Here is a 23,998-nt window from a genome sequence, read left to right as displayed (position 1 = left end):
CCTCCGTCTGGATCCACGCTGCCGAAGGGCCCCAATCGAGTTGCGAGATTGGGGAGGCAATGGGGACTAGCTGAGACGGGCCTTAAGGCGGGCCAGTTCAGCCTGGAGCGCATCCGGCAGCGAGCCACCGAAGTTGGCGTACCACTCCTCGATGGAGGCCAGCTCGGTTGCCCACTCCTGCGGGTCCACGCGAACGGCTTCTTCCACCTGGGCAGGGGTCATATCCAGGCCGGTCAGATCAATCGAATCCCCGGTGGGGACGAACCCGATGGGGGTTTCGACGGCGGCCGCCTTACCCTCGAGGCGCTCCATGGCCCACTTGAGGACACGGGCGTTGTCCCCGAAACCGGGCCAGGCGAATCCGCCTTCCGGCGTGCGACGGAACCAGTTGACCAGGAAGATCTTGGGAAGCCGCGCCGGGTTCGCCTTGGCCGAAAGGTTGACCCAGTGGTTGAGGTAGTCACCGGCGTCATACCCGATAAACGGAAGCATGGCCATCGGGTCACGGCGCACAACGCCTACGGCGCCCGCCGCTGCCGCGGTGGTTTCGGAAGACAGCGTGGAGCCCATGAAGATTCCGTTGGACCAGTCAAAGGACTCGGTGACCAGGGGAATAGTCGTCTTGCGGCGTCCGCCGAACAGGATCGCTGAAAGCTCGACGCCGTCCGGGTTGTTGTACTCCTCGGCCAGCATGTCGATCTGGTCGATGGGCGTGCAGAAACGCGAGTTGGGGTGAGCCGCGGGCCGGTCCGAGTCCGGCGTCCACGAGTTCCCCTGCCAGTCCGTGAGGTGGGCAGGAACGTCATCGGTCATGCCCTCCCACCAGACTCCGCCATCGTCGGTCAGTGCGACGTTGGTGAAGATGCTGTTGCCCTTGGCGATGGCGCGCATGGCGTTGGGGTTGGTGCCCCAGCCGGTTCCGGGAGCTACGCCGAAAAGGCCGGCTTCCGGATTGACGGCGCGCAGTTCGCCTTCCTTGCCAAACCGCATCCAGGTGATGTCGTCACCAAGCGTTTCGACTTTCCACCCATCAATGGTGGGATCAAGGAGGGCAAGGTTTGTTTTGCCGCAGGCGGACGGGAAGGCCGCCGAGACATAGTACGTTTTCTGCTCAGGTGAGGTCAGCTTGAGGATAAGCATGTGCTCAGCCAGCCAGCCCTCATCGCGGGCCATGACTGAAGCTATGCGCAGTGCGTAGCATTTCTTGCCCAGCAGGGCGTTGCCCCCGTAGCCGGAACCGAACGACCAGATGGAGCGCTCTTCGGGGAAGTGCACAATCCACTTGTCAGGGTTGCAGGGCCAGGCAACGTCGGCCTGGCCGGGGGCGAGAGGTGCGCCGAGGGAGTGGAGGGCCGGAACGAAAAAGGCGTTGTTTGCCGTAATACGGTCCAGGACCTCGGTGCCGATGCGGGCCATGATGCGCATTGAGGCGACAACGTAGGCGCTGTCGGTGATCTCGACACCGAACTTGGGGTCCTCGGCATCGAGGTGTCCCATGACGAAGGGAATGACGTACATGGTGCGGCCGCGCATGGAACCAGCGAAGAGGCCGCGGAGCTTCTCCTTCATCTCATCCGGGGCCATCCAGTTATTGGTGAAGCCAGCGTCGCGCTTGTTCTGCGAGCAGATGAAGGTCTGCTCCTCGACGCGTGCAACATCCGCAGGATCGGAGAAAGCTGCAAAGGAGTTGGGGAACAAATCCTGGTTGAGGCGGGTCAGAGTGCCGGCAGCGACGAGTTCCTCGGTGAGCCTGGTATTTTCCTCTTCGGAGCCATCGACCCAGTGGATGCGGGCAGGCTGGGTAAGTTCAGCAACCTCCTCGACCCACGCCAGCAGGCCGGCATGTGTGGTTGGTGCTTTCTCAAGCAGCGGCAGTCGCGCCAGATCGCCCATTGCGGTTCCCTTCCTCGGGTTCAGTGGTGTGTCCTAAATGCTAGGTGTCCAACCGCCTGTAAATTTCGCCCCGAACGCAGGGTCGAACATAGGTGCCTATGGAAAAACCGCGTGAACTCAATGAAGAGCGCTATCAAAATGCTGGTTTTTTGTGAGTAAGCTCACATAGACCGGTCTAGTCGCGCAGATTACATGCGTTTCGATTTGGAAGTACGGCCGGATCTCGCGTAAAGTAATTCGAGGTTCGGCAGAGAGCGAAGTTCTCGAAGAGCCGCGAATGCGCCCATAGCTCAGCTGGATAGAGCGTCTGTCTACGGAACAGAAGGTCAGGGGTTCGAATCCCTTTGGGCGCACGATACACGAAATCCGCACCGGTTCGCCGGTGCGGATTTTTTTGTGTGCTGCATCAGGAGCGCCGCTGCAGAATCATGGGGCCGCGCTTGGCCTCAGCCACGCCTGGACTCCCCGATAACGCTCTGTCGCCCTCCAATAAGCAGCTGCGGCCCCGTTTGTTCCCCCGTTTGTCACGGAGTCGGGAGCGTCATTCCGGCACCCTTCCAGCAACGGCCCCGACGGTCCGGTGCAGCATCTCCCCTACGCGGGCGTCCACAGGCATGTCATTAATGTCCCAGGTGTGAGCTAAAGCTATATACCGGTCTAGGCCTTCAGTGTAATGCCTCGTCATGATCGCCTTGACGATAGTCTTTCGCCGCCTTCAGACACACCCTCGTCCCGGGCGTAGTCTGGAGCCATGATGGCGCAAAACGTACGGGAGTTCGATGTCATTGTTATCGGGGCGGGGGCAGCCGGGGAAAACGTCGCGGACCGCGCCGTACAAGGAGGGCTCACCACCGTGCTGGTCGAAGCCGAGCTCGTGGGTGGCGAATGCTCCTACTGGGCTTGCATTCCCTCCAAGGCATTGATCCGCTCGGGAACAGCGCTTCATGGCGCCCAGACAGTTCCGGGGGCTGAGGAGGCAGTCACCAGAACCCTCGACGCCGCTGCCGTCCTCAAGCGCCGGGACTACTTCACCGCCAACTGGCAGGACACCGGTCAGGTCAAATGGGTGGACGATTCGGGTATTGAACTGATTCGCGGCCACGGCTGGATCACGGGTCCACGCAGCGTTGAGGTAGCAGGACTCGACGGCGTCAGCCACCTGCTCACAGCCCGCGAGGCAGTTGTCCTCGCCACAGGATCCTCGCCTCACACTCCTCCGCTGGAAGGCCTGGGCGACCTGGACTACTGGACCACCCGGGAGGCAACCTCCGCCCAGGCGATTCCGAAAACCCTGGGGGTCCTGGGCGGCGGCGTGGCCGGGACTGAACTCGCGCAAGCCTTCGCCAGGCTGGGATCTTCAGTCACTGTGGTTGCCCGTGGCACCTTGCTGGGCAGCTTTCCCCCGGAAGCTGCCCAACTGGCAGCTTCCGGCCTCCGTGCTGACGGCGTCGAACTTCGCCTCCATACGAAAACCGTCAGCGTTACCGGCAACGACGACGGTTCAGTGACCCTTCTCCTTGACGATGGCACCACGGCTACCGTGGAAAAGCTTCTGGTCGCGACAGGCCGCCGCCCTGCCCTCGAGGGACTGGGGCTGGAAAGCATCGGGCTTGAACCGGACGGACATGGCATCCTGCAGCTCAGCACTGATGCCAGCGGGCTAGTGGAGCATCCGACCAACAATGGCGGATCCGGCCCTTGGCTGTATGCCGTGGGTGATGCCGCAGGTGCCGTGATGTTGACGCACCAAGGCAAGTACGAGGCCAGGGCAACCGGTGACGCCATTGCCGCCCGGGCCAAGGGCGAGCTGGAAGGAAGTCCGGCCCCCTGGAGCCGTTTTGCCCAGACCGCCAACGAGCACGCGGTCCCGACTGTAGTGTTCACAGACCCCGAACTGGCATCGGTGGGAAGGTCCGTGGCCCGCGCGGAAAAGGATGGATACCGGGTCTCTTCAGTAGAGCTGCCAATCCAGGTTGCGGGGTCTGCTCTCCATTCAGAACGCTATGAGGGATGGGCCCAGCTAGTGATCGACGAGGACCGGCAAGTCATCCTTGGCGCTACGTTCGCTGGACCCGACGTTTCGGAACTCCTCCACGCCGCCACCATCGCCATTGTCGGTGAGGTTCCCTTGGACCGGCTCTGGCATGCCGTGCCATCATATCCAACGATCGGCGAGGTCTGGCTGCGTCTGCTGGAGAAGTACGGGCTCTGAAGCAGGAGCTCTAACTCTCAAACTCCTGCAAGCGGCGTTCCCCGGTGGTCGTTAGCTGCACGGCGCGGCTAGCCGTCCCAGGCATTCCTTCCAGGTGCTATCCGTTGAGGGGCCGGAGCGCCGACTCCACGAGGACGAGTTTGGGCCCGTACTTGGCATCCATTTCGTTTTGAAGGGCGCCGTCGTCATAGAAAACATTGAGGATGAGGTATCCATTCGCGGTCCAGGAAACCAGGATGGACGACTCATGGGAGCTGTAAATTTCGGCTCGAATCAGTTCGAGCTGCACCTCGCTCCCTGGTCCGGCAGACTCCTCCCATAGTTTGGGTCTGGTAGGACCAGGCGGGTCGTGGAGCGACAGTGGGACCGGATCTTTTGTCTGGGTGAAGTGGACCCCATCCCACGTCCCGGCCACCGCATACGAGCCCCACGTGTAGCCGGAAGCGGTCTCCTCGTCGTTCACCTTCGACCAATCCCAATTCGCCAGAGCGGGACCGCTACATTGCGGCGGATACGACTCCGCAATGAAGCCCAGACAGAGCTGCGGCGGTTCGGCCCCCTTCTGCAGAACCATTCCCTGCCCCTGGAGTTCCCCTGCCACCGGAAGCGGCGCGGTGGTACCCGTTGGATCTCCAACCGACGCCGCCGGAGTGGCACAGCCGCTCACCAGGAGCGTTCCGAGAGCGATAGCGCCCCACTTCCGGAACCAAGGTGCGGCAGTCATGAGTAACTCACGCTCAGCAACAACGTCTTGAGCTGGGAGTACTGTTCACTGCCCATCCAGGCCTTGGCCGCCTCCCGGCTGGGGAAGGCCAGGTGCGGCGGCGGGTTGAAGATGGCCCCGGCCATGGCGCCCCCGTTTCCCATCACAAGCAACCCGCAGCCGGAAGTCACTTCTCCCTCGTCAAAGTTGCTGGACCTGCTGAGCGACATGCTGTACCAGTCTTCACCCCCGACGTTTTCCACCTTGAACCCGAACCAGGGGGTAGTGCCGTCAGCTTGACGCATGTCGGGAGCATCTGCCTTGTCCAGCACCGTGCGGTGGACGGGTCCACCCGCACATCCGATCCCGTCTGCGCCGCTTGAGACCCGGAGGAGATCATTGCCTGTGCCGTCGGAGACGATCGCCTCAACAGGCTGCCATGGAGGCCCGTCCCGGCCTGGCCCGCGCTCGGTTCTGACGGACCAGCCGGCCGGGTAGGAGAAGGAGATATGCCCATCCGGGAAGGTGAAGGACTGCAACGAGGGCGCCACCGGTTCCACAGGCGCCACCGGCTCCACGGGAGCAGGCGCTTGAGGCGCTGGAACTGCTGAAGGTGCAGCGGACAACAGGGGCTCCGGGCCAGCGGGAGCAACAGTGGCTGACATCGTAGGTTCCCCGGTTGCAGTGGAGGTCACCCCGGGAGCCTCCCTTCCGGCATCTGCGATCTCAACTCCCCTCTGGGGACCGCAGGCGGAAAGGGTAAGGCTGATGGCGAGACCGGCCATGGTTACTGCCCCTAGAAACCCGAGTTTAGATGTCATTTTTTATGATCCCCCAAAGGTGTGCGTTGACTGCGGAGTTCCTTGCGCCGCTTGACCTTTAAGTGTCCAGGTGAGGCCTATTGGTTACAGGCCGGATCCGAAAACATCCGGGAGTTCGCTTACTTGAACTGACTGGTCAGTTCAAGTAAGCTTGGAGCAGATTCCGTCCTTGAAAGGTCCTCATGCTCTCCGTAGAAAACCTCCGTGTCCAGGGCCGCAGGGAGGACCTTCTGCCCGCCACCTCCCTTCAGGGCCGGCGAGGTGAGCTCCTGCTGGTCACTGGTGAACGCCAGGACCAGCGGACAGCTTTGGCCCTAAGCCTGAGCGCACGAATGAAGGCAACGGCAGGCTCCGTCAGCTGGGATGGCGCCAGCAAGACGAAGAAACTCCGGATCGCGAGCGCACTGGTGGACTCCCCCGGAGTCAATGAACCCGAACAGCACCTGACCGTCCGTGATCTCGTCACTGAGGACCTTGCCCTGATTCCACGCCGGTACCGCGGGGCTTTGCTCAGCAGGCCCTGGTTGAAGATCAATCGCTTCGAGGACATCGCCGAATTGTGGACTGAGCAGCTTCCACCGCTGCGACGTGTTGAACTGCTGACCGCTCTGGCCCTCGCCAACCCCGATACGGACCTTTTGGTGGTGGACTCCCCCGACCGCCACAGTGCAGACCCGGGAGGCTGGCTTTCGAGGTTGGAGGAACTGGCGCACGACGGCGGGCGGCCGCTCGCCGTCGTCGCCACCGTCAGCACCCTCCCGGACGGCTGGACGGGACCTTCAGCGGTCATCGGTAACGACATCCTCGAGAAGGAGAACTTCAAGTGACTGTGCTTCGGCTGGCCCGTTCCGAACTCAAACGCATGACCGGCGGGCTGCTGCCGAAACTAACCCTTCTCGCCCTGATCATGGTGCCACTGCTCTACGGCGCGGTGTACCTCTACGCGAACTGGGATCCCTACAGCAATCTGGACCAGATCGATGCTGCCCTGGTGGTGGAGGACACGGGAGCCATGTCAGGCAACGGCACAGAGCTGCAGGCGGGGAAGGAAGTGGCCGATAGCCTGGTCAAGGGCCATGTGTTTAACTGGGAAAACGTCAGCAGCAGCGATGAAGCCGATCAGGGCGTCGCAAGCGGCAAGTACGCCTTCGCCCTGAAGATTCCAAAGGACTTCTCGGCCAACCTCACGTCCCCTGGCCGTTTTGATGCCGCCAGCCAAGCCATGCTGAACGTGACCACCAACGACGCCAATAACTACCTCCTCAGCACCATCGTGGACAAGCTGACCACCTCCGTTCACGCCTCGGTTGCCCAGGAAGTGGGCGAGGAAACCGCCAATCAGCTCCTCACCGGCTTCGGGATCATCCACACCCAGGTCACCAAGGCCGCAACGGGAGCCGGACAACTCTCCGGCGGAGTGAGCCAGCTCCGTGACGGGACGGTGACGCTCCATACGGGGACGAGCCAGCTCAGCCAAGGTGTTGCTGAGCTCTACGACGGTCAGCTGAAACTTAGCGACGGCGCCAATCAGCTCGCGGCCGCAGCAGGACAGCTCGACGGCGGGCTGCAACAGCTGAAGGACAAGACGGCCACCTTAACCACCGATTCTCAACGGCTGGCCGACGGCGCAGCGCAGGTGGCCGCGGGAAATGCCGCCCTGAACACCAAAGTCCAGGACGCCGTCGGCCAGCTGACTGCAGCGGATCAGGGCTTGCGGGAACGCCTAGTGGCTTCCAACGCCAAGCTGGTGGAGACGGGCGTGCTCAGCCAGGAACAGGCCAACAAGGTCCTGGCAGACTTCGAAGCTGCCGCTGCTTCCGGCCCGGTGGCAGATGCCACATCAAAGATTCAGGCGGACGCTGCGCAAATCCAGCAGCTGGCGGACGGATCTGCCGCCGTCAGCGACGGGGCTTCCAAGCTTGCCGCCGCCGCCCCTGCCCTGACCGACGGAATAGCCAAGGCATCGACGGGAGCCGATCAGCTGGCATCGGGTTCAACTGCCATGGCTGCGGGACAGCAGTCCGCCCTGGACGGAGCGGCCCGTTTGTCCACGGGAGCACAGGAGCTCGATTCCGGCGCGGCCAAGCTTGAAAGCGGCGCGGGAACAGCAGCCGACGGCGCCACCACCTTGGCCGACGAGCTCGCCAAAGGCGCGGGGCAGGTCCCCAATCCCGATGACTCCCAGAAGAGCAGCCTGTCCAAGGTCATTGCGGATCCGGTTGCGGTAAGCAGCGTCTCCCAGGCCAAGGCCAATTCCTATGGTGCGGGGCTGGCTCCGTTCTTCCTCACGCTTGCTTTGTGGATCGGCATTTTTATGCTGGTCCAAGCCATGCGTCCCATCACCCAGCGGGCACTGGCTTCCAACGCCCCTGCCTGGAAAATCGCCGTCGGCGGCTGGTTGCCGTTCCTCACGGTTTCCGTGTTGCAGGCGAGTTTGCTCACTCTGGTGGTGGACGTCGGGCTGGGACTGAACCCTGCCCATCCGGTTCTGATGTGGCTGTTTATGCTGGCGGCCGCCATGGCGTTCAGCTCCCTCATCCAGGGCATCGTGGCGCTGCTCGGCTCCCCGGGAAAGCTGGTGGTACTCATCCTGCTGGTGCTTCAGCTGGTCTCGTCCGGCGGCACCTTCCCCTGGCAGACCACGCCGCAGCCCCTCCATGTTGTGCACGACGTCCTGCCCATGGGCTACGTGGTGACCGGGATGCGCCACTTGATCTACGGGGCCGACCTCTCGCTGATCCTTCCTACGGTAACGGGTCTCCTTGGCTACACTGTGCTGGGGGCCGTGCTGTCCACACTGGCAGTCCGCAAGCACAAGTTCTGGACCCTGAAGTCGCTGAAGCCGGAGATTGCAATATGAGCACGCAGGAAGCCGGAGAGCGGAAGTTACGCCCCGGCAGGACCAATGCCACGAGACAAAAGTTGTTCGAGGCTTCAATGGAACTGATCGGCGAGCGCGGAGCGGCCGGCGTCACGGTGGATGAGATAGCAGCGGCAGCAGGCGTTTCTAAAGGGACGGTGTACTACAACTTCGGCAGCAAGTCCGATCTCATTGCCCAGCTGCTGCGCCATGGTGTGGACATCCTGCTGACACGGCTGTTGAGTGCGCAGGACAATTCGGCGGACCCGCTCGAAGCGATGGAACAGATGATCGGCCAAGCCATGGACTTTATGGCGGAGTATCCTTCGTTTGCCAGGCTCTGGGTCAGTGAAAACTGGCGGACACCCAGTGTTTGGCAGGACACCTTCGCTGAACTCCGCGCCGTCTTGCTGGAGGTCATCGGGGCGGCGGTTGAAAGGGTGACTGCTGCGTACCCTGTGGATACGTCAATCTCCCGCGGAAGCCTGGAAACTGCGATTTTTGGCGCCTGCTTTGTGGTGGGCCTGGATCGGCAGACGTACCACCCGGAACGGACCAGGGAACAAAGCATTGCGGCGATCATGGCAATTATGCGCGGCTATGTCCTGAAATAGCCCACCCTTCGGGGAAGATGGGCACCATGGGGAGCAGTGGGAGGACAGCGATCGGCGCGGCCTTCGCCGCCGTCGGCCTGCTGGTCCTGACTGCCATCACGCTCGAAGAAGCGGTCCTCTTCGCCTTCCTCGGAGCAGTGGCGCTGGGTTACCTGGCGTCTGTGGTCCAGGTGGTCACCCGCGGGCGGAACCTGGCCCTGCTGGCGGGAGGCATCGGGACGAGCCTGTTCATCGGCTTCGCGATCGCCTTCCTGCGGATGTGGGGACTGGCTTTCAACCAGGATGCGGCGGCACTTGGTACCGCCGTCACCACCCAGGATTCGGACATCTATTTCTACTTGGCCGTTGTATCCGGCTCGGGAACATTGCTGGTGCTCTTTGCCGGAGCAGTGTGGCCTCCGGGCAAAAGGCTTCCGTCCGCCCGCAAGTCATCTCCGTCCTCGCGCAGGAAGCCCGTTTCGGCCTCCCGGCGCCCCGTCTCGACGTCGTCCGCCTCCAAACGGCCCGCTTCCACGCCGTCAACCGCGCGGCCACGGAGCTCCTCAGCGGCGTCCAAACGCGCACCAGCCGCACCCAAACCCAAGCCTCCAGCCAAGGGCGCCGGGGCAGCGAAGGCCACGTCCCGCCGCTGAGCGTGCCAGCGACGCTGCCCGGGCGTGATCAGCGGCCCCACTGGTCCCAGGACAGCGGTGGCCACCCCTCCCAGCAGGAGCACCCCACCAGCCACTTCAGCGGGAGACGGCACTTCGTTCAGGACCAGCCACGCAGTGCTCATGCCCGCTACCGGGACCAGGAGCGTGAAGGGAACTACGGCCGACGACGGGTACATGCTCAGCAGCCGGTTCCAGATTCCGAAGCCCACCAGAGAGGCAAACACCGCGGTGTAGATGGCGCTCAGCACTGTGGCAGGCTGGAGATTGGCGAGCGTCCCGATCACCGCATCGGATCCGTCCACCAAGAGGGACAGGCCGGCAAGCGGCACCGGCACTAAAGCTCCCGACCACACCACCAGGCCCAGCCCCGAGGTGGCCTTCGCCTTCCGCACGATCACGTTGCCGACAGCCCACGACAGGGCAGCGGCGAGCACGATGATAAACGGCAGGACAGGCGCCACCATGCTGCGGCCCGCCGCCACTACGGCCAGCCCTGCGATGCCCAGGACGACGCCGGTAAGTTGGCGGCCGCTGGGCCGCTCCCCCAGGAACCCGGCCGCGATCAGCACCGTGAGCAGCACCTGGGCCTGCAGTACCAGCGATGCCAACCCTGCCGGCATACCCAGTGCCATGCCCACATACAAGAGGGCGAATTGCCCCGTACTCATAAACAGCCCGACGCCGAGGATTACGGTCCAGCTGACGTCGGGTTTGCGGATGAAGAAGATGCACGGGAGAACAACGAGAACGAAACGCATCGCCACGAACAGCAGCGGGGGCACGTGGCCGCCACCCTCGGGGTGCAGGCCAAGATCGATCGCTACAAAATTGACGCCCCACAGGACGGCAACGAGGACGGCCAGCACGCTATGACGTATGTTCACGCTCCCACTGTGCCAGTTGGAAGCCGAATATCACGCGAGGTAATGCTGATCCTGGGGCGAGCCCTCACCGCCGTCGAAATCCAGGGGCATCCCGCCCCCTCTAATGCGCTCGCGGCACCTTGAAGTGGGTGAGCCGGGCGTCCTGGCCATCCAGTTCCGCCCAGGGCTTTTCGGTCTCCAGGACAGTCAGGCCGCTGGTGGGAAACCGGGTGGCTGCATCCATATAGGCATCGTGGTCGGAATCGCGGGAGGCCAGATGCATTGCAAGATCCTGCACGCCGGGCATATGCGAAATGACCATAAGTGTGGTGACGGTGTCCGGCACATGGTTGATAACGGCCAGCATCCGCTGGGCCGACGCCGCGTACAGTCCGCCCTCAAGCTTGGGAGTGGGTGCTTTATCTCCGAGTTCGCTGCACACCCACGTACAGGTCTGCCGGGTTCGCAGGGCACTGGAGCACAAAATAAAGTCGGGAACCACGTCATGTTTGAGCAGCCATTTGCCGGCCAGCGGAGCTTCCCGGTGACCCCGCTCTTCAAGGGGCCGGTCGTGATCGGCAACCCCGCCAGGCCAGTCGGCCTTGGCATGGCGCATGATCACCAGCCGCTTAATATGGTGCTCACTCATGCCCCCAAGCCTATAGCCGAGTGCCAGTGGCTGCTGCCCACTCGTAGGGCCGCAGGGACAATGAAGGGTTAGCCGCATCTATTGCGCCTACCACCGCCGGCGGGCTGCCCTTACGCCGGCCCGTTAGCCTCGGCGAGCGTAAGCCCTTCCGGACCTTCAACTATGTAAAAGTTGACGAATGCGTCTGCGAAACCGTGGACGTTGTCGGCGACCTGAGTGAATGCCATGGTTGCTCCCTCGCCGCAGATCCTACAGCGCGCTCTTTAGCCTGTGTGGCGCCCCGTGAGCTTGTCCAGCAGCCGGTCAACCATTCCAACACCTGGGCCAACAGTCTTGTGGAACAACTCGGAGTGCGGCGCAGCGGGGTGTGGACGGGTAGGTGCCAATTTCTTGGCCTTCTGTACTTTTTCGCCCATATCAACGAGTCTTTCGGCAGGAATGTGAGCACGTAGTTTCGGGAACTGTTCGGACTCCTCGTCATTCGCATGGTGACGCAACTTCGCCTCCAACTGCTGAACCAGTTCCATAAAGGTCGGATCAGAAGGATCCACGCCTTCCACCTGCTTCATCAAGTGGACAATCTCGTCGTGTTCCTTCTTGTCGTGCTCGACCTCCTCGGCACCGTTTGGCACGTGCTCTTCTATCGCAGGGTAAACGAACATCTCCTCGGCGACGGCATGGCGCATCACTTCGGCGATCAAAGTATCGGCCAAGTCTCTGCGCTGGCCGGCATCTGACGTTGCCTCAATCTGTCCGAACAGCTCCACCATCTGCTGATGGTCAGCGGTGAGGATGTCCACCACATCCGATCCTTGGCCACCAGCGTTGGACTGGTTCATGACACGCACCTCCTGCAGATCGTTTCTCCTACCCTGGGTAAGAGGTCAAGCTACCACCGCACGTCAGTGGGATCCATAGGTAAGTCTTCTCCAAGGCTTGCCGGGATCGGCGGTCAACCGTCTCCCGCCAGGAACCTTAGCCGCGGAGGCACACACTCAATAGTCACGCACAAAAGCGGCATTCTGCGTAGTGCCTCATCGCCGTCGGCCCACGCCGTCAGGGTTCCCTGGCCGAGCTTGCGAGGCTAGGGAGACGGTGGGGAGGAACGAAGGAGGAAGCGAGCTGGCAGGATTCCTTGTCCGAGCTTGCGAGGTCAAGGAAGCCAGCGAACGCTATGGCACGGCAGAATGCCGCTTTCGTGCGTAGCAGAGGCTAGATCGAGTATTCCGGAGCGGCCCAGACAATGACCTCCGGGTGCTCATAGAAGCGGTAGCCCTGGCCGCGGACGGTGCGTACAGTGTTGGCCAGACGGCCCAGCTTTGAACGGAGCCGGCGGATGTGGACGTCGATGGTGCGCTCGTTCGGCACCTCTTCGGCATTGCGCCACAGGCCTTCAAGGAGTTCGTCGCGGCCAACGGTTCGCGTGCCGTTTTCCACCAGGTAATTCAGCAGTTCGAATTCCTTGAACGTCAGGTTCAGCGATTCGCCATCGAGGTGGACTTCACGGCGGGCAAGGTCGATCAGCACACCGGAAGGGCGGGGATCCTGCGGCTGGGGTGTGCGGGCCGTCTCGGGGCGCTGCCGGGAGTTCACGGTGGGGTCACCGAAAGTTGAACGGACGACGTCGAGTGCGGATCCGGGGGCGTTAGAGGGCGCTACGGCAACGGCGGCGTAGCTTTCAGCACCGGAAACGAGGGACTGGGCGTAGGCGCGGATTTCCTGGGCCAGCTTGGCGATGGAAGTCCCGGACGCGGCGGCAGTTTCCTCGTCAATACCCATGTACAGCACAAATCCGCGGGCAACGTTCTCATTGGGAACAGGACGGACAGCCGAGCCGTTGGCCGGAGCGATTACCGGAGTGGGGGCGGTGGCAGGCGCCGGATCGACCGGTGAGACAGCGCGGAGCTGGCCGTAGGAGGTGGGGTTGTAACCCTGCGGGACGAAGCCGGGCGCGGCGTAACTGCTGCCGGGAGCCGCGGGAGCGAGGGCAGGGCGGCCACCAAGACCTGGGCGGACACCGGCGGGCGGAGCGCTCTTGTTGGCGTTACGGACGGAGATGTGGACGTATCCAGATGCAACTGACATGAATGCTTACCTCAATGTGAATGGCCGTCATCGCGGCTCGAATGCTCGATTACCCCGCAATGAGAACTGGGGAGGGGCGCCCGACGCTGGGCTGGGGGCGAATGCCTAAACAACTGTTCGGGGTAGGAAAGTCAGGCGTGCATTCGACAACAGCGCATGTCAAAACCAGCGGATGTGCTGGTCTGAGATACTGCGGCTGCAGGTGCTGTTGAGTTCTTGTTCACAATGAGAGTGTGCAACGTAACAATGACAACTTGCAAGTAACAATGGACCGGTTCGTCCGCATCGTGAGACAAAAGGGCGTTATGTGATGTTAATCACCATTCTGTGACGGCGATAAAATAACAGTTGTTTTTCTGTATGAACGTTCGGGAAAGCAGCTTTTCCGAAGAAAATTCTCACTTTTGCCCACTTTTTTCGCTTATATTCAGTTGCTTTTCTAATACCGAAACACACTGCCTCTAACAGCTGTCAATGTCCAGCCCCTTTACACCGCCTCCTGAAAAATTCGCTCAATTTGCATCTGCTAGGCAATGCGGGAAGGCGATGACCCTCACAGGCTGCACACAGGAAGCGCACAGCCCTGGCAATTCCGCAGGGCCAAAACTTGAAGGTATGCCAGCACCTCACACCACAAATCTGCCGCAGCTCACCCACCCGGACGGCTCCCCCATCCGAGCCCTCGTAGTCGACGACGAACCAAGCCTGTCTGAACTGATGAGCATGGGCTTGAGAATGTCCGGCTGGACAGTGGCAATAGCAGCGGACGGACCGGCAGCGGTAAAGCTCGCCAAGGAGTTCCGTCCCGATGTCCTGATTCTGGACGTGATGCTTCCCGGATTCGACGGCGTTGAGCTGCTGAAGCGGATACGCACCTTTGCTCCTGGGGTCCCGGCGCTGTTCCTGACAGCCAAGGACGATGTGCAGGACCGCATTACGGGTCTGGCGGCCGGTGGAGACGATTACGTGACAAAGCCATTCAGCATGGAGGAGGTCCTCTTGCGCCTGCACCGGCTGGTTCAGCGCTCAGGCGTTGCTGCCATGGACACGGCCGAACTGGCCGTGGGTGATCTCCTGCTCAATCTTGACACTCGGGAAGTAACCCGGGGAGGCGAGGACCTGCAGCTGACCGCCACCGAATTCGAGGTGCTTCGCTACCTGATGGAAAACGCCAAACGCGTTGTCAGCAAGGCGCAGATCCTGGACAACGTCTGGAATTACGATTTCGGCGGCCAGGCCAACATTGTGGAACTCTACATTTCCTACCTGCGGAAAAAGGTGGACGCCACCCTGCCGCCAATGATCCACACAATGCGCGGTGCGGGCTACGTCATCAAGCCGGCGATCTGAACCACCGTGCCGTCCCTGACCTTCTCCGGCAACTGGCGCCGGCCGTCGACCTGGCACCTGCGAACCCGGCTCGTCCTTGTTGCCATGGCCCTCCTGGTGGCTATTTGCGGAGCGACCGGAATAGTCAGCTACGCCTCCATGGACTCATTTCTCACCGGGCAGTTGGACGGCAACCTCAAGGTGGCTTCGGCTAACGCTGGCAGGCCCCCTTCCAGTAATCCCAACGGATCCCCGGATCCGCTGAATGCACGCGGGTCCGGGGCAGGCACTATGTTCGCCCGAATCCAAAACGGCAAGGTCAGCAGTGCCGGATTCGTGGCCTGGGGTGCAGGCCAAACGGACCTGTCCCCCCAAGACAACGCTGCTCTGCTGAGCCTGCCAATGGACGGCAAACCAGTTACGCGGACACTTGCAGACGGGGACTATCGATTGCTGGCACTACACATGCGGGATGGGGGCGTGCTGGTAACCGGCCTCCCGCTGGCAGCCAAGGAGAGCACACTCAACTCGCTGGTCTGGACCATGACGGCGGGGTCGCTCGCGGGAATACTGCTGATCGGTCTGGTGGGGACAGGGATAATCCGCCGCAACCTGAAACCCCTTGAGCAACTGTCCGATGTGGCCACCCAGGTCTCCCGGTTACCCCTCGACGCCGGCGAAGTGGCACTCGCCGTGCGGGTCCCGCCGTCGAGCGCTCATCCCGGAACTGAAGTAGGCAGGGTTGGCCACGCCCTGAACCTCATGCTGGACAATGTTTCCCGGGCGCTTGAGTCCAGACAAAGGAGCGAAACTAAGGTCCGGCAGTTCGTGGCGGATGCCTCCCACGAACTGCGGACCCCCCTCACCGCGATCCGTGGCTACACCGAGCTGATGAGGATGACGGAAAAGCTGACTCCCGACGGAACGAAATCCCTCGCAAGGGTTCAGAGCCAATCCGAGCGGATGACTGCCCTCGTGGAGGACCTGCTCATGCTGGCCCGTATTGATGAAGGGCAGCAGCTGCGACTCACTGATGTGGATCTTACGCAGCTGCTGGTCGAAACGGTCAGCGATGAGCGGGTAATGGCGCCTGACCGGCATTGGAAGCTGGAGTTGCCGGGAGGTGCCGTAATCGTGCGCGGCGACACCTCGGGATTGCGTCAGGTCCTGATGAACCTTCTTTCGAACGTACGGAAGCACACGCCGCCCGGCACCACGGTGGTGGCTGGTTTGACGAACTCCGAGGAGGGAAGTGTCGTGATTTCCGTTACTGACGATGGTCCCGGCATCGACCCGGGATTCGTTGACACCGTATTCGCACGTTTTACGCGTGCTGATGCCTCGAGAGCCAGCAATCGCGCTGGAGGAAGCAACCGTGAGGATGAGGGATCCAGCGGGCTCGGGTTATCGATCGTCCACTCGATCATGGAGGCGCATGGAGGCAGCGTTGAGGTCGCTTCCCGACCTGGCAGGACCAGATTCTTGCTCAGGTTTCGTCCGCAAGGCACCACGCCGCCGTCGTGATCTCTGTTACCAAAACGTGACTTAGGCCTTCAATTCCTGTAGCGTCGTTGGGGTGCGGCTACCGTTCTGGCCGCATTTCCGGTTGGACGCCAAACTCTGCCGCTTCCCGGATACCGCATGACCAGGCAGAGACGGGGGACCCAGAGTCTCCGGGCATTTGCGCAGCATTCCGCCCTTGGGGTGAAGCCGACACGTGATTTTCCGTGCGGCCGGATGACCTCATCCGAACCCGACAGCTAACTCCGTAGGCGTTGAGAGGCAATCATGACTGAACCCTTGGTACAAACGCGCCCTGATAACCATCCGGAGCACAAGAATGCACCGGATCAGCCTTCAAAGCATGGGATCTCAAGGCACCGCGCGGAAAGCTCGAAAACCCCTTTTTCACTCTCCCGGTTCAGTTCAGGCCTGGGCGGCAACGGCTATCGTCTGGCTGTCGTCGCTTCGGCCTGTGCGGTACTGATTGGCGTGGGTGCCGCCGGCCAGGCCTCAGAGCCCGCCACGCCGGCTGCTGCTCCCACGGCGCAAGCTCCCACCACGGCCGACGCCGAATCACGAATCGACTTCGAAAAGTCCCTGGTCAGGGCGAAGGCCGCTCCTTCTCAGGCGCCGGTGGAGCCACAGGCAGCTCCAGCACCTGCCCCGGAGCCCGCACCCGCTCCCGAGCCCGCCCCCGCACCTGTAGCGGTTGACGATCCTGCAGCCGCCCAGGCGTACGCCGCGAGTCAGCTAGGCGCCCATGGATGGGCTGCGGACCAGATGCAGTGCCTCACCACACTGTGGACCAAAGAATCGGACTGGAAGACCACTGCCACAAACCCCAGCAGTGGCGCCTACGGAATCGTCCAGTCGCTTCCCGCCGAGAAGATGGCGAGTGCCGGCGCTGACTACGTGACCAACTTCCGGACCCAGATCAACTGGGGCCTCAACTACATCAAGGAACGCTACGGCTCCCCCTGCGGCGCGTTGAACTTCCATTACGCGAACAACTGGTACTAAACCAACCAAAGTTCGAAACCGCCGGATTCTCATCGGGCATACTGTGACCATGAAGTTCACCACCACCATCATGGGCAGCGGTAACACAGCCGGAATTGTGGTTCCTGCCGAAATCCTGGAGGCGCTCGGGGCGGGCAAGCGTCCGCCGGTCCTGGTAACAGTGAACGGTAAGAGCTACCGCAGCAGCATCGCCGTCATGGGCGGGCAATTCATGGTTGGTCTGAGCGCCGCTAACCGGGAATTGACCGGGGCTGCAGCCGGAGACACCGTGGAAGGCGGGCTGGAGCTCGACACCCAACCACGCGTCGTCGAGGTCCCCGACGATCTGGCTGCGGCGCTCGCCGCTGAACCTGAAGCGCAGGCTTTTTATGCGACCCTGAACTACAGCGCGCAGCGTCGTTATGTGGAACCTGTCGCGAGCGCCAAGCCCGGGGACACACGCTCGCGCCGGATTGCGAAGGCAGTGGAGAACCTCAAAGCCGGAAAGAAATAACGTTTTTCCCATTGGGATCCAGAAGGACTGTGGCGGAGACTGCTGAATAGTCGCGGATGTGCAGGACGCCGTCGGGAAGCTCTCCGGTGTTAGGCCCGACAGCAATGGTGCGGATGCCCGCCGCTACACCGGCCGCGATCCCGGCGGGGGCGTCTTCAAATACCAGTGCATCACCGGGGTCAACCCCAAGGAGCGACGCCGCCAGGAGATAGCCCTCAGGGTCCGGCTTGCCGCGCGTAACGTCAGCGGCGAAGACTGCAGAGACGGGGATGGTCAGCCCGGCTGCAGCCATTCGCACTTCGGCCAGCCCTCGGAAAGCCGACGTCACCAGCGCCACAGATGCAGCCGGAAGACTGGCCAGCAGCTCCACAGCCCCCGGCACCGGAACGATCCCCCTCGTCTCAGCCAGCTCCATCCGCCCGAGCTCCTCGGTGAGGGCTTCGACGTCGGATCCGGCGGGAGCATAGCGGCGGACGGTATCGATGGCCTGGACCCCGTGCGAGGTCTGCAGGATTTCGGCATAGTCGAGGCCGTAGCGGCCGGCGAATTCGCCCCACACCCGCTCCACGATGCTGGTGGAATCAACCAGGGTGCCGTCCATGTCGAACAGGACACCGCGGGCGGTCAGAGTGGTGCTGTGCAGGCTCATCCGTTATCCGGCGATCCCGTACAACCTGTCGCCGGCATCGCCCAGACCGGGCACGATGTAGGACTTGTCGTTGAGTTTTTCGTCGATGGAAGCCAGAACGATTGTGACATTGGCGTCCGAGAGTTCTTCCTCGAGCCTTGCCAAGCCTTCGGGAGCTGCCAGGAGGCAGATGCAGGTGACGTCCGAAGCGCCGCGCTTGAAGAGGAACTTGATGGCTTCACGGAGTGTTCCGCCGGTGGCCAGCATGGGGTCCAGCACGAAGATCTGCCGGTTGGTCAGGTTCTCCGGGAGCCGTTCCGCATAGGTGATGATGTCCAGGGTTTCCTCGTCCCGGGCCATTCCCAGGAAGCCGACCTCCGCCGTCGGGACCAGCTTGGTCATCCCTTCCAGCATGCCAAGACCTGCGCGGAGGATGGGAACCACCAGCGGCGTGGGCTTGGTGAAGGCTGTGCCCACCGCAGTGCTCACGGGTGTCTCGATGGTCACAGGCTGGGTGCGGACATCCCGCGTGGCTTCGTAAGCCAGAAGAGTTACCAGCTCCTCTGTGAGCTGCCGGAATACCGGCGAAGGGGTCTTTTTGTCCCGCAGAACGGTGAGCTTGTGGGCGACCAGTGGGTGGTCCACGACGAGTGTGCGCATGGGGTCAAAACTATCACCCGGGGTTCTGCTCTCCACGCCGGCTGCGCACCACATCATCCGTCGCGGAGTCGGTACCGTCAACCCCGGGCTGCACCAGGTGTGCGGGTTGGTCGAACCTAGGTGCCGGCCCCGCGTGTTCGCGGCGCCGGGTGAGATGGAAGAGCCTGTGGGCCAGGATCACAAACCCCAGCCAGGCCAGGCCGAGCAGCCAGGCGAACATGACGTCTGTCATCCAGTGATGGCCTAGGAACACCCTGCTCATCCCCATGGCCCCGGCGAAAAGGATGCCTGCCACGATCGCCGAAAAGCGGATCCACACGTGGGCAACCTGGAGCCAGAGCAGATATACCAGGACGCCGATCACCACAGTGGTATTCAAGGTGTGGCCGCTGGGAAAGGACGGCGAAGACTCATACGGTGGCACGGCATCGACGTGGTCCGGCCGGATGCGCCCGAACATCCCTTTACCCACATTGGTGGCAGTCATCGAGACGGCGGCAGCGCCGGAGACGAGGATGATGGGCCGCCAGGTCCTGCTGTGATAAGTCAGCCAGGCGGTCAGGATTGTCGCAAGGATTGGCATCCCGATGCTTCCGCCGATATTAGTAAAGCCCGTCACGGCTGCGTTCAGTTCAGGAGTCCGCAGCTGCTGTGCCCAGGCGAGAGTGGGTTTATCCAGGCCGGCAACCCCGCTTTCGTCCACGACGTCCGCATATACTTCTGCCCCCAGGAGCGCCAGCATAACGATCACGGCGCCGCCGATCAGGAGGGTAAGCCACAGGGCGGCATATGGAGCCACCCAGAGCCCGAATCGATCAACCACTGTTTTCAGGACTCGGTCAATAAAGGGCTTCATGATGCCTCCCCGTCTCCTCCGCTTACAAGGCTGCCTATCATCGAAACTATCATTGAGCAATGACTTCCCCGGAGCCCCGCCATGCCGAATGGATGGGCCTTGCCCTGACTGAGGCCCGGCTGGCACTGGCCACTGAGGACGTGCCGATCGGCGCCGTCGTGATCGGACCGGATGGGACTGTACTGGGGTCGGGCCGGAACGAACGCGAGGCCCTCGGCGACCCGACTGCGCATGCCGAAATCGTGGCCATCAGGGAAGCAGCAGCCCGACTTCGAACGCGGCCGTCCCGGGATGGCGGTGCGGATAATGGCTGGCGTTTGGAGGACTGCACCCTTGTGGTGACGCTTGAGCCGTGCGCCATGTGTGCCGGCGCGATTGTGCTGGCCCGCATTCCCCGCGTGGTGTTCGGGGCCTGGGACGAAAAAGCCGGAGCTGCCGGTTCGGTGTTCGACGTCCTCCGCGAGCGCCGCCTCAATCATTGGGTGGAGGTCTACGCGGGCGTCCGGGAGCAGGAGTGTGCCGCACTGCTCCGTAAATTTTTCGCTCAGCATCGGGGCATCTGACTTTTCGCAGCCTGGCGCTTTCATCGCCCGGCTTTCATCGCTGGCTGCTCATCGTCTGCCACTGCACGGCGTTTCCATCCAGAGTCGCCAGTACCGTCCGCGCGGTGTCCTCCCAACCGGGAAGCCGCTCCCTTGCGGCCAGCGCTGCCTTCCGCCACTGTGCGCGAAGCCCTGGATCCGTCAACCAGCTCCGGAGAACCTCCGCCAGCGGCGTGGGATCGGTGTCGAGCCCGACGGCGGTGCCAGGGAAGGTCCCGCGCTCTCCTTCGCCCCAGGATTCCTCGTCATTCCCTTGGTTTGACCCGGCGTGCAGCGCCTCCACTGCTCCCGTCCCGGCCCGGACTATGACGGGGAGCCCGTGGGCGAGGGATTCAGGGACCACCAGTCCATAGGCTTCCGAACGGGACACCAGGAAGCTCAAGTCTGCCGCCTTCCATTCGGCGTCGAACTCCTCGCCGCCCAACTCCCCCGCCAGCCGGACGCGTGAACCAAGGCCAAGGCGTTCGACGGCGGCTCGTACCTCGCGCCCGTACTCTTCGTCCGCCGAATCCGAGCCGATCAGTGAGGCTGTCCACGGCAGGTCCACCAGCTGGGCAAGGGCGCCCAGCAGGATCAGCTGGTCCTTGTTGGGCAGCAAGGCAGCAACGGCAATGAGATGGGGCGGGTTGGAACCCACGGCAAGCGGCGCGGGCTTCGTGCCGGGCAGGGCAGCGGTCACGCCGTCGATCCCATGCCGTTCCTTGACCAGGGCAGCCACGGAAGAACTTGTGGTCATCACTCCGGCTGCGGCCGCAAGGGCGCGGCGTTCCAAGGCGGGACCTTCCACTTCCGGCGTCTCCAGCGGCATGTGAAGCAGTACCCAGACGGGCCGCCCGTCAGCTGCTGCTCGCTCCATTTCCTCCGGCGCTCCGGAGGCAACCAGTCCATCCACGATGGTCACCGCCGTAGGATCCTCTGCCGCGAGTTCCGACAGCAGCGAGCCGAACCGCCGTCGGTCCTCCTCGCTGCCGATTGGCCACTCACCGTCGACCCGGTAAGCGTCCACCTCTGCCCCGAGGGCGATCAGCCTCTCGGTGAGCGCTGCGTTGTAGACGTTGCCGCCCGAGTTGTGGAGGACGTTTCCGGGCACCACCAGCTGGATCCGTCTCCTGGGCTTGGGAGAGGCCGCGGGCTGGGACGCAGGCACGGAACTACTCTGCCTCGAAGTCCAGAGAGTAGCCGGCCCAGGCATCAGGCGTTTCGCGCAGGGTCACCTCGATACCTGCAAGTTCCCGCCCGTCCGCACCGTCCCGGATTTTGGCGGCCACGGCGTCGGCTATGTACTGTGCCAGGGCCTCGGTGGTGCTCAATTCACCGGCAAAGTCAGGGTGCTCGTCGAGGTTGCGGTAGTTGAGCCCCTCCAGAACTCCACTGAGGACGTCGCCCGCCTCACCGATGTCCAGGACAATCGCGTTTTCATTGAGCTTCCGACGGCGGAACGTCACCTCTGCGACGAACGTTGCCCCGTGTAGCCCCTGGGCAGGACCGAAAACCTCTCCCGGAAGGCTGTGGGCGATCATGAAATGATTCCGGACGGTCAGGCTGAACACAGTTACCTCTTGCTTTCGGTGGAGTTGCTTTCGGTGGACTTGTTTTCGGTGGAGTAGTCGAGGACGTGGCACAGGGCGTCCAGGGTTCCTTCTGAAAGCCTGTCCACCACCCCGGGAAGGTCCTCGAAGTTGGACGTTCCGGTCAGGAAATGGTCAAAAACGGGATCGCTCAGCAGCGAGACGGCCAGATCCAACCGGTCCGAGGTACTGCGTCGGTGGCGGCGCGAGCGGGCCACGACTCCTACCTGGCTGGCGCGGATGGACAGGCGCCGGGCGTGGAAGTCTTCGCCCAGGGGAACGGAAACTTTTCGGTCGGCGTACCAGGACATCTCGATGATTTCGCCCTCGTCCCCTGCCAGTTTCAGGCAACGCTCCAGTCCTTCCTGGGAGGCGGAGCAGTGGAACACGATGTCGCAGTCGGCCAAGGCGTCGTCGGGATGGCTGAAATCTATGCCCAGTGCTGCGGCGAAGCCGCGCTTGGAGGGGTCGACGTCGATGAGCTGCAGCCGCTGAAGCGGAAAGTTCCGCAGGAGTGTGGCTACCATGCCTCCCACGAGTCCTGCCCCGACGACGGCGATCCGGTCTCCCAGCCTCGGCCCCGCCTCCCACAAGGCGTTGACTGCTGTTTCTACGGTGCCCGTCAGCACTGCCCGCCTCGCTGGGACATTGTCCGGGACGATGGTGAGCTCATGGGCAGGGACAACGTAGCGGTCCTGGTGCGGGTAGAGGCAAAAAACGGTCTTGCCTTCCAGCTCTGCGGGGCCCTGTTCCACCATCCCGACGGACAGGTAGCCGAATTTCACGGGGGACGGAAAATGGCCTTCCTGATGCGGAGCGGCCATCCGGTCCTCGATGGATTCCGGTACTCTCGCTGAATGCACCACCATTTCGGTGCCCTTGCTGATGCCGGAATAGAGGGACCGCACCAGCGCCTCCCCCTCTGCCGGTTGCGGAAGGTCCTCTGTCCGGAGTTCCCCCTTGCACGGGCCGACGGTCCAATAGGCGGTGGCTTTTTGCGGCGTCTCTGAAATGATCATCTTGCTTATGAATGTAGTCTCGCTGGCTCACCCGGGGAAGCACCCTGGCCCTGCGTGTGCCGCCGTTTTGGGGATGGGCGCCCTGCTCCGGTAACCTGTATGGGTTGGTGACGTGTCCGAGCGGCCGAAGGTGCAACACTCGAAATGTTGTTTGGTGTCAAAGCCAACGTGGGTTCAAATCCCACCGTCACCGCCACATAGCGAGGCCCCTGCTTCCCTTTGTTTACAAGGAAAGCAGGGGCCTTTTGCTTTGCCTGAATTATGGGTTTGCCCACATTTTTGCCCACATTCGACAGTGAAACGGCGTCATCTAGGGCGTCCGAAACGGCGTCCAGATCCCCGTCAAAGAGATCCGCGTAAGTGTCCAGCGTCATTGCCGCAGAGCTGTGGCCCAGCATCTTCTGGACCACCTTCACGTTAGCACCCGCCGGTACTGCATAGCTGGCTGCCGAGTGCCGCAAGTTGTGGGGAGTGATTCGAGGGACGTCCGCCCGCTTGATCGCGTAAGCAAACCAGCTCATGTTGTCCTCGTGCACCCGCGCAGCCTGCAGGTAATGCCCGTGCTCATCCGGAAATACCCCGATCAGGATTGCTCAGTGTCCGCCTGTTGCTCACGGCGTCGTCCAGGATCGCGCCAGTGTCCCGTAGGACCGGATAACCAAAGTATCGCCTGCCCTGATTCGTCTCGTAAGGCTCAATCGTGGACATCGGGGGCCGCACTTCCTGGTGCCCCGCTCCAGGGCGCCCCGCAGAGCCTCGACGGACTCTTGCGCCTCCTGGCGCGCCTTCTCGGATCCACGTTTTGTCGCTATCTCGGACCACTGGCGAATTTCTTCACTGAACTCTTGTCGCCGCCATTCTGGCCAAGCGTCACTGAAGAAGGCGTACCGCTTCATTCCATCCCGGCTGGCCACAAGGGGAGTCCCGGCACGCATCCATTCCCATACGTGCCGGGCGGGGAGTTTTA

Annotated in this window: 22 protein-coding genes, 2 tRNA genes, 2 pseudogenes and 1 riboswitch; of the genes and pseudogenes, 11 read left to right on the top strand and 15 right to left on the bottom strand. The window is 62.5% G+C overall.

The annotated features are described in order from the left end of the window. Positions 1-66 precede the first annotated feature (66 nt). Positions 67-1,893 (bottom strand): phosphoenolpyruvate carboxykinase (GTP), encoded by a 1,827-nt coding sequence (locus M1D88_RS03690; RefSeq protein ID WP_458113249.1) that lies wholly within the window; start codon positions 1,891-1,893, stop codon positions 67-69. A gap of 279 nt (positions 1,894-2,172) precedes the next feature. Between M1D88_RS03690 and M1D88_RS03685 the strand changes: the two genes are divergently transcribed. Continuing rightward, positions 2,173-2,246 (top strand) — tRNA-Arg (locus tag M1D88_RS03685). Positions 2,247-2,644: 398 nt separating this feature from the next. Then, positions 2,645-4,105 (top strand): dihydrolipoyl dehydrogenase family protein, encoded by a 1,461-nt coding sequence (locus M1D88_RS03680; RefSeq protein ID WP_458113248.1) that lies wholly within the window; start codon positions 2,645-2,647, stop codon positions 4,103-4,105. 97 nt (positions 4,106-4,202) lie between these two features. Here the strand turns inward: M1D88_RS03680 and M1D88_RS03675 are convergent, their stop codons facing one another. Next, complete coding sequence (locus tag M1D88_RS03675; RefSeq protein WP_458113247.1) at positions 4,203-4,829, bottom strand: hypothetical protein; 627 nt, start codon at positions 4,827-4,829, stop codon at positions 4,203-4,205. Further along, on the bottom strand, positions 4,826-5,629 hold the full coding sequence (locus M1D88_RS03670; RefSeq protein ID WP_458113246.1) for a hypothetical protein: 804 nt from the start codon (positions 5,627-5,629) through the stop codon (positions 4,826-4,828). The genes M1D88_RS03675 and M1D88_RS03670 overlap by 4 nt, the downstream gene beginning before the upstream one ends. Before the next feature lie 182 nt (positions 5,630-5,811). Between M1D88_RS03670 and M1D88_RS03665 the strand changes: the two genes are divergently transcribed. From M1D88_RS03665 to M1D88_RS03655, 3 genes are read left to right on the top strand one after another with little or no spacing between them, the layout of a single operon-like run. Continuing rightward, positions 5,812-6,456: an ABC transporter ATP-binding protein gene (locus M1D88_RS03665; protein WP_458113245.1), complete on the top strand. Its 645-nt coding sequence runs from the start codon at positions 5,812-5,814 to the stop codon at positions 6,454-6,456. Beyond that, the gene (locus M1D88_RS03660; protein ID WP_458113244.1) at positions 6,453-8,489 is read left to right on the top strand and encodes a YhgE/Pip family protein; all 2,037 of its coding nucleotides are present in this window, start codon (positions 6,453-6,455) and stop codon (positions 8,487-8,489) included. Before M1D88_RS03665 ends, M1D88_RS03660 begins: the two co-directional genes overlap by 4 nt. Further along, on the top strand, positions 8,486-9,103 hold the full coding sequence (locus M1D88_RS03655) for a TetR/AcrR family transcriptional regulator (protein ID WP_458113243.1): 618 nt from the start codon (positions 8,486-8,488) through the stop codon (positions 9,101-9,103). Before M1D88_RS03660 ends, M1D88_RS03655 begins: the two co-directional genes overlap by 4 nt. Positions 9,104-9,251: 148 nt before the next feature. Here the strand turns inward: M1D88_RS03655 and M1D88_RS03650 are convergent, their stop codons facing one another. The 5 genes and pseudogenes from M1D88_RS03650 to M1D88_RS03630 all read right to left on the bottom strand — a co-directional run bounded on the left by M1D88_RS03650 (position 9,252) and on the right by M1D88_RS03630 (position 13,353). Then, the gene (locus M1D88_RS03650; protein ID WP_458113242.1) at positions 9,252-9,431 is read right to left on the bottom strand and encodes a hypothetical protein; all 180 of its coding nucleotides are present in this window, start codon (positions 9,429-9,431) and stop codon (positions 9,252-9,254) included. Between the two features lie 210 nt (positions 9,432-9,641). Then, positions 9,642-10,640, bottom strand: a pseudogene (locus M1D88_RS03645) (EamA family transporter); the annotation flags it as partial. Between the two features lie 100 nt (positions 10,641-10,740). Further along, positions 10,741-11,268: a SixA phosphatase family protein gene (locus M1D88_RS03640; RefSeq protein ID WP_458113241.1), complete on the bottom strand. Its 528-nt coding sequence runs from the start codon at positions 11,266-11,268 to the stop codon at positions 10,741-10,743. A gap of 263 nt (positions 11,269-11,531) precedes the next feature. Then, positions 11,532-12,107: a hemerythrin domain-containing protein gene (locus M1D88_RS03635; protein ID WP_458113240.1), complete on the bottom strand. Its 576-nt coding sequence runs from the start codon at positions 12,105-12,107 to the stop codon at positions 11,532-11,534. Between the two features lie 373 nt (positions 12,108-12,480). Beyond that, positions 12,481-13,353: a winged helix-turn-helix domain-containing protein gene (locus M1D88_RS03630; RefSeq protein ID WP_458113239.1), complete on the bottom strand. Its 873-nt coding sequence runs from the start codon at positions 13,351-13,353 to the stop codon at positions 12,481-12,483. Between the two features lie 615 nt (positions 13,354-13,968). Between M1D88_RS03630 and M1D88_RS03625 the strand changes: the two genes are divergently transcribed. The 4 genes from M1D88_RS03625 (at position 13,969) to M1D88_RS03610 (ending at position 17,698) form a co-directional block, all read left to right on the top strand. Continuing rightward, positions 13,969-14,703, top strand: a complete 735-nt coding sequence (locus M1D88_RS03625; RefSeq protein ID WP_458113238.1) for a response regulator transcription factor — start codon at positions 13,969-13,971, stop codon at positions 14,701-14,703. A gap of 6 nt (positions 14,704-14,709) precedes the next feature. Next, positions 14,710-16,206: a sensor histidine kinase gene (locus M1D88_RS03620; RefSeq protein ID WP_458113237.1), complete on the top strand. Its 1,497-nt coding sequence runs from the start codon at positions 14,710-14,712 to the stop codon at positions 16,204-16,206. A gap of 87 nt (positions 16,207-16,293) precedes the next feature. Continuing rightward, positions 16,294-16,471, top strand: a riboswitch (cyclic di-AMP (ydaO/yuaA leader). After that, positions 16,471-17,205: an aggregation-promoting factor C-terminal-like domain-containing protein gene (locus M1D88_RS03615; RefSeq protein WP_458113236.1), complete on the top strand. Its 735-nt coding sequence runs from the start codon at positions 16,471-16,473 to the stop codon at positions 17,203-17,205. (Overlaps the previous riboswitch by 1 nt.) 49 nt (positions 17,206-17,254) lie before the next feature. Next, positions 17,255-17,698: a YdeI/OmpD-associated family protein gene (locus tag M1D88_RS03610; protein WP_458113235.1), complete on the top strand. Its 444-nt coding sequence runs from the start codon at positions 17,255-17,257 to the stop codon at positions 17,696-17,698. Here M1D88_RS03610 and M1D88_RS03605 read toward each other — a convergent pair. From M1D88_RS03605 to M1D88_RS03595, 3 genes are read right to left on the bottom strand one after another with little or no spacing between them, the layout of a single operon-like run. Next, entirely contained in the window at positions 17,679-18,347 is a 669-nt protein-coding gene (locus tag M1D88_RS03605; RefSeq protein WP_458113234.1) for an HAD-IA family hydrolase, read from the bottom strand. The genes M1D88_RS03610 and M1D88_RS03605 overlap by 20 nt on opposite strands. Positions 18,348-18,350: 3 nt before the next feature. Continuing rightward, positions 18,351-18,986, bottom strand: coding sequence for a uracil phosphoribosyltransferase (upp, locus tag M1D88_RS03600; protein ID WP_247046051.1), 636 nt, complete (start codon positions 18,984-18,986; stop codon positions 18,351-18,353). Positions 18,987-18,999: 13 nt separating this feature from the next. Then, the gene (locus M1D88_RS03595; protein WP_458113233.1) at positions 19,000-19,842 is read right to left on the bottom strand and encodes a phosphatase PAP2 family protein; all 843 of its coding nucleotides are present in this window, start codon (positions 19,840-19,842) and stop codon (positions 19,000-19,002) included. A gap of 59 nt (positions 19,843-19,901) precedes the next feature. On the opposite strand from M1D88_RS03595, the gene M1D88_RS03590 reads away from it, so the two are divergent. After that, on the top strand, positions 19,902-20,405 hold the full coding sequence (locus M1D88_RS03590) for a nucleoside deaminase (protein WP_458113232.1): 504 nt from the start codon (positions 19,902-19,904) through the stop codon (positions 20,403-20,405). A 34-nt stretch (positions 20,406-20,439) separates the two neighbouring features. Here the strand turns inward: M1D88_RS03590 and M1D88_RS03585 are convergent, their stop codons facing one another. From M1D88_RS03585 to M1D88_RS03575, 3 genes are read right to left on the bottom strand one after another with little or no spacing between them, the layout of a single operon-like run. Beyond that, entirely contained in the window at positions 20,440-21,591 is a 1,152-nt protein-coding gene (locus M1D88_RS03585; protein WP_458113231.1) for a glycosyltransferase family 4 protein, read from the bottom strand. 4 nt (positions 21,592-21,595) lie between these two features. After that, complete coding sequence (locus M1D88_RS03580) at positions 21,596-21,994, bottom strand: 6-pyruvoyl trahydropterin synthase family protein (protein WP_458113230.1); 399 nt, start codon at positions 21,992-21,994, stop codon at positions 21,596-21,598. 2 nt (positions 21,995-21,996) lie between these two features. Next, positions 21,997-23,031 carry a dehydrogenase gene (locus tag M1D88_RS03575; protein ID WP_458113229.1) on the bottom strand — a complete coding sequence of 345 codons (1,035 nt, stop codon included), beginning with the start codon at positions 23,029-23,031 and terminating at the stop codon, positions 21,997-21,999. Positions 23,032-23,137: 106 nt separating this feature from the next. Here M1D88_RS03575 and M1D88_RS03570 point away from each other — a divergent pair. Next, a tRNA-Ser gene (locus M1D88_RS03570) sits at positions 23,138-23,227 on the top strand. 97 nt (positions 23,228-23,324) lie between these two features. On the opposite strand, the pseudogene M1D88_RS03565 reads toward M1D88_RS03570, so the two are convergent. Then, positions 23,325-23,513, bottom strand: a pseudogene (locus M1D88_RS03565) (tyrosine-type recombinase/integrase); the annotation flags it as partial. Positions 23,514-23,998: the final 485 nt, after the last annotated feature.

The sequence above is a fragment of the Arthrobacter sp. R1-13 genome (genome assembly GCF_054161475.1).
This window is presented reverse-complemented; position numbering and strand designations above follow the sequence as displayed.

Excerpts from the sequence above, each read along its gene's own strand:
- M1D88_RS03690 (WP_458113249.1), bottom strand. The coding sequence starts at position 1,893 with ATGGGCGATCTGGCGCGACTGCCGCTGCTTGAGAAAGCACCAACCACA.
- M1D88_RS03680 (WP_458113248.1), top strand. The coding sequence starts at position 2,645 with ATGATGGCGCAAAACGTACGGGAGTTCGATGTCATTGTTATCGGGGCG.
- M1D88_RS03675 (WP_458113247.1), bottom strand. The coding sequence starts at position 4,829 with ATGACTGCCGCACCTTGGTTCCGGAAGTGGGGCGCTATCGCTCTCGGA.
- M1D88_RS03670 (WP_458113246.1), bottom strand. The coding sequence starts at position 5,629 with ATGACATCTAAACTCGGGTTTCTAGGGGCAGTAACCATGGCCGGTCTC.
- M1D88_RS03665 (WP_458113245.1), top strand. The coding sequence starts at position 5,812 with ATGCTCTCCGTAGAAAACCTCCGTGTCCAGGGCCGCAGGGAGGACCTT.
- M1D88_RS03655 (WP_458113243.1), top strand. The coding sequence starts at position 8,486 with ATGAGCACGCAGGAAGCCGGAGAGCGGAAGTTACGCCCCGGCAGGACC.
- M1D88_RS03650 (WP_458113242.1), bottom strand. The coding sequence starts at position 9,431 with ATGTCCGAATCCTGGGTGGTGACGGCGGTACCAAGTGCCGCCGCATCC.
- M1D88_RS03640 (WP_458113241.1), bottom strand. The coding sequence starts at position 11,268 with ATGAGTGAGCACCATATTAAGCGGCTGGTGATCATGCGCCATGCCAAG.
- M1D88_RS03635 (WP_458113240.1), bottom strand. The coding sequence starts at position 12,107 with ATGAACCAGTCCAACGCTGGTGGCCAAGGATCGGATGTGGTGGACATC.
- M1D88_RS03630 (WP_458113239.1), bottom strand. The coding sequence starts at position 13,353 with ATGTCAGTTGCATCTGGATACGTCCACATCTCCGTCCGTAACGCCAAC.
- M1D88_RS03625 (WP_458113238.1), top strand. The coding sequence starts at position 13,969 with ATGCCAGCACCTCACACCACAAATCTGCCGCAGCTCACCCACCCGGAC.
- M1D88_RS03615 (WP_458113236.1), top strand. The coding sequence starts at position 16,471 with ATGACTGAACCCTTGGTACAAACGCGCCCTGATAACCATCCGGAGCAC.
- M1D88_RS03610 (WP_458113235.1), top strand. The coding sequence starts at position 17,255 with ATGAAGTTCACCACCACCATCATGGGCAGCGGTAACACAGCCGGAATT.
- M1D88_RS03605 (WP_458113234.1), bottom strand. The coding sequence starts at position 18,347 with ATGAGCCTGCACAGCACCACTCTGACCGCCCGCGGTGTCCTGTTCGAC.
- upp (WP_247046051.1), bottom strand. The coding sequence starts at position 18,986 with ATGCGCACACTCGTCGTGGACCACCCACTGGTCGCCCACAAGCTCACC.
- M1D88_RS03595 (WP_458113233.1), bottom strand. The coding sequence starts at position 19,842 with ATGAAGCCCTTTATTGACCGAGTCCTGAAAACAGTGGTTGATCGATTC.
- M1D88_RS03590 (WP_458113232.1), top strand. The coding sequence starts at position 19,902 with ATGACTTCCCCGGAGCCCCGCCATGCCGAATGGATGGGCCTTGCCCTG.
- M1D88_RS03575 (WP_458113229.1), bottom strand. The coding sequence starts at position 23,031 with ATGATCATTTCAGAGACGCCGCAAAAAGCCACCGCCTATTGGACCGTC.